This window comes from Sinorhizobium sp. 22678 (genome assembly GCF_052044265.1).
Lineage (GTDB): Bacteria > Pseudomonadota > Alphaproteobacteria > Rhizobiales > Rhizobiaceae > Sinorhizobium > Sinorhizobium meliloti_A.
Genome location: NZ_JBQEMS010000056.1, coordinates 1 through 3,796, shown reverse-complemented (window position 1 = coordinate 3,796; position 3,796 = coordinate 1). Strand labels below are relative to the sequence as shown.

4 protein-coding genes are annotated in these 3,796 nt (G+C 62.1%); 3 read left to right on the top strand and 1 reads right to left on the bottom strand.

The genetic code is table 11. The annotated features are described in order from the left end of the window. The coding region (locus ACTJKL_RS31940) for an electron transfer flavoprotein subunit beta/FixA family protein (RefSeq protein WP_440854752.1) at positions 1-583 on the top strand (583 nt) is incomplete at its 5' end. A 77-nt stretch (positions 584-660) separates the two neighbouring features. Beyond that, a complete protein-coding gene (locus tag ACTJKL_RS31935; RefSeq protein WP_440854754.1) occupies positions 661-1,590 on the top strand; it encodes an electron transfer flavoprotein subunit alpha/FixB family protein in 930 nt (309 codons plus the stop codon). 98 nt (positions 1,591-1,688) lie between these two features. Here ACTJKL_RS31935 and ACTJKL_RS31930 read toward each other — a convergent pair whose 3' ends face one another. Beyond that, the gene (locus ACTJKL_RS31930) at positions 1,689-2,039 is read right to left on the bottom strand and encodes a hypothetical protein (protein WP_145926105.1); all 351 of its coding nucleotides are present in this window, start codon (positions 2,037-2,039) and stop codon (positions 1,689-1,691) included. Positions 2,040-2,150: 111 nt separating this feature from the next. Between ACTJKL_RS31930 and ACTJKL_RS31925 the strand changes: the two genes are divergently transcribed. Further along, a partial coding sequence (locus ACTJKL_RS31925; RefSeq protein ID WP_440854753.1) for an electron transfer flavoprotein-ubiquinone oxidoreductase occupies positions 2,151-3,796 on the top strand: 1,646 nt, incomplete at its 3' end.

Sequence of the window (3,796 nt, the reverse complement as noted above, 5' to 3'; positions counted from 1 at the left end):
GGAAGTTGTGGTCGTCTCCGTCGGTCCGGCCAAGGCGGAAGAAACCTTGCGCACGGCGCTCGCCATGGGCGCGGATCGCGCCGTCCTGGTCGAGACTGATGATGCCGTCGAGCCGCTCGCCGTCGCCAAGATCCTCAAGGGGGTCGCGGAAGCCGAACAGCCGGGCCTGATCATCGTCGGCAAGCAGGCGATCGACGACGATTCGAATCAGACCGGTCAGATGCTGTCGGCCCTGCTCGGCTGGCCGCAGGCGACGTTTGCCTCGAAGGTTGAGGTCGGATCCGGTTCTGCCCAGGTGACGCGCGAAGTCGATGGTGGTCTCCAGACCATCGAAGTCAAGCTTCCGGCCGTGGTGACGACGGACCTGCGCCTCAACGAGCCGCGTTATGCTTCGCTGCCGAACATCATGAAGGCGAAGAAGAAGCCGCTCGACAAGAAGTCGCCGGCCGATTTCGGCGTCGATACCGCCCCGCGCTTGAAGGTGCTGAAGACCGAGGAGCCGTCGGGCCGCAAGGCAGGCGTCAAGGTTAAGTCGGTCGCCGAGCTGGTCGAAAAGCTCAAGACCGAAGCCGGCGTGCTCTAAGGCGTTCATGCCCCGAAAAGTGGGAACCGGTTTTCGGACAAGGGCATGAACCGAAGGAATCAAGGGAGAACACAACCATGGCCATTCTTCTTCTGGCAGATCACGACAACGCAACCCTTTCCGACCAGACCGCCAAGGCGCTGACGGCAGCATCGAAGATCGGTTCCGACGTGCATGTGCTCGTCGCCGGCTCTGGTGCCAAGGCTGCGGCCGATGCGGCTGCAAAGCTCTCGGGCGTGACGAAGGTCCTGCTCGCCGACGATGCAAGCCTCGGCAACAACCTCGCCGAACCGCTGGCAGCGCTCATCGTGTCGCTTGCCGGCTCCTATGACGCCATCGTCTCGGCTGCGACCTCCGTCGGCAAGAACGTGCTGCCGCGCGTTGCCGCCCTGCTCGACGTCGCGCAGATCTCGGAAATCATTGAGGTCGTCTCTGCTGACACGTTTAAGCGTCCGATCTATGCCGGTAATGCCATCCAGACGGTAAAGTCGTCCGATGCGAAGAAGGTAATCACGGTTCGCACCGCCTCTTTCGCCGCAGCCGGTGAGGGCGGCAGCGCTTCGGTCGAGACCATCTCGGCCGCCGCGAACCCGGGTCTCTCGACTCATGTCAAGGATGCGCTGTCCTCGTCGGATCGTCCGGAACTGACGTCTGCCAAGATCATCATCTCGGGCGGCCGTGCACTCGGCTCGTCGGAGAAGTTCCAAGAGGTGATCCTTCCGATCGCCGACAAGCTGGGTGCTGCCGTCGGTGCAAGCCGCGCTGCTGTCGATGCGGGCTATGCGCCGAACGACTGGCAGATCGGCCAGACCGGCAAGGTTGTTGCCCCCGACCTCTACATCGCCTGCGGCATTTCTGGCGCCATCCAGCATCTGGCCGGCATGAAGGATTCGAAGGTGATCGTCGCGATCAACAAGGACGAGGAAGCGCCGATCTTCCAGGTCGCCGATTACGGTCTCGTTGGCGATCTGTTCGATGTCCTGCCCGAACTGCAGAAGGCGCTTTGACTGATTTAACATCGCCTCCCAAGCGACGGATGGCGTGGCTTTCAGGCTGCGTCATCCTTTTGATTTCTTTTGCTCCAGAAGATCTTTGGATGAAAAATCTACGTCCTGACAGCATCGTGCAGTCGATCCACCGCATCGTGGCCGCGATCACCGGCTACCTCGCCAAATCGCGAGGTTACATCTCGGACAGGTCGCAGTTCGATGATCGCACCGATCGCAAGTGTCATGGGTGCGAAATCGCCCCTGATGTCTTCTTCGGACATGCATCCCTGCGACGGGAACGTCGGGCGGATTTGCCAGCTTCGGCCGGCCGGCGCCGATTGGATAGAGCTTGGTGCCACGGCAATAGACGTGGTGTTCAATCCCGCTCTGACACCCCAGACAGGGGCACGTTCTGCCTCGTCGGCGACGTCGCCTTCCGGCGAGTGCGCGAAGGTCTGGAGTGTCATCACGCCCGTCCCCGCGGCATCGGCCCCATAACCACCCTCCGCTGATGGCGAGTACGGCGATCATCCCTATCGCAAACTCGACGCAGGCCGCCAAAGTTCTGAGAGACTGACATGAGCGAAGAAATGGAACTCCCCGCACGCGAAAGCATGGAATTCGACGTTGTGATCGTTGGTGGGGGACCTGCGGGGCTTTCGGCGGCGATCCGGCTGAAGCAGGTCAATCCGGAGCTCTCGGTCGTCGTGCTCGAAAAGGGCGCCGAAGTCGGCGCGCATATCCTGTCGGGCGCCGTCGTCGATCCCATCGGCATCGACCGGCTGCTGCCGGACTGGCGCAAGGACGCCGACCGTCCGTTCAAGACCGAAGTGAAGGACGACCACTTCCTGTTCTTGGGCCCGGCCGGCTCGATCCGCCTGCCGAACTTTTTGATGCCGCCGCTGATGAACAATCACGGCAATTACATCGTCTCTCTCGGCAACGTCTGTCGCTGGCTGGCGACAAAGGCGGAAGAACTCGGCGTCGAAATCTATCCGGGCTTTGCCGCAACCGAAGTGCTCTACAACGACGAGGGTGCCGTCATCGGCGTTGCCACCGGCGACATGGGTATCGAGAGGAACGGCGAGCCGGGACCGAACTTCGCCCGCGGCATGGCGCTGCTCGGCAAATACACGCTGATCGGCGAGGGCGTGCGCGGCTCGCTCGCCAAGCAGCTGATTTCGAAGTTCGATCTGTCGAAAGACCGCGACGTCCAGAAGTTCGGCATCGGCCTGAAAGAGCTCTGGCAGGTTAAGCCCGAGAACCACCGTCCGGGCCTGGTGCAGCACTCGTTCGGCTGGCCGCTCGGCATGAAGACCGGTGGTGGTTCGTTCCTGTACCATCTGGAAGACAACCTCGTCGCGGTCGGCTTCGTCGTGCACCTGAACTATAAGAACCCATACCTCTTCCCGTTCGAGGAGTTCCAGCGGTTCAAGACCCATCCGGCCATCCGCGGCACCTTTGAAGGCGGCAAGCGGCTGTCCTATGGCGCTCGCGCCATCACCGAGGGTGGCTACCAGTCGGTGCCGAAGCTGTCGTTCCCAGGCGGTGCGCTGATCGGCTGTTCGGCCGGTCTCGTCAACGTGCCGCGCATCAAGGGCAGCCACAATGCGGTGCTGTCTGGCATGCTGGCGGCTGACAAACTGGCAGAAGCGATCGCGTCGGGCAGGGCCAATGACGAGCCGGTCGAGATCGAGAACGAATGGCGCCAGACCGATATCGGCAAGGACCTGAAGCGGGTCAGGAACGTCAAGCCGCTGTGGTCGAAATTCGGCACGGCGATCGGCGTGGCACTCGGCGGTCTCGACATGTGGACCAACCAGTTGTTCGGTCTGTCGCTGTTCGGCACGCTGAAGCACGGCAAGAGCGATGCGCAGAGCCTCGAGCCGGCAGCAAAGCACACGAAGATCGATTACCCGAAACCCGATGGCGTGTTGACCTTCGATCGTCTGTCCTCGGTGTTCCTGTCGAACACCAACCACGAGGAGGATCAGCCGGTGCATCTGCAGGTCAAGGACATGAGCCTGCAGAAGCGCTCCGAGCACGACATCTATGCCGGCCCGTCGACGCGCTACTGTCCGGCTGGCGTCTACGAGTGGGTGGAGAAGAACGGCAAGCCGGTCGTCGTCATCAACGCGCAGAACTGCGTGCACTGCAAGACCTGCGACATCAAGGACCCGAACCAGAACATCAACTGGGTGCCGCCGCAGGGCGGCGAAGGCCC

What these genes read in the sequence shown, in the direction of transcription:
- ACTJKL_RS31930 (WP_145926105.1), bottom strand. Translation starts at nt 2,039, where the DNA reads ATGACACTCCAGACCTTCGCGCACTCGCCGGAAGGCGACGTCGCCGAC.
- ACTJKL_RS31935 (WP_440854754.1), top strand. Translation starts at nt 661, where the DNA reads ATGGCCATTCTTCTTCTGGCAGATCACGACAACGCAACCCTTTCCGAC.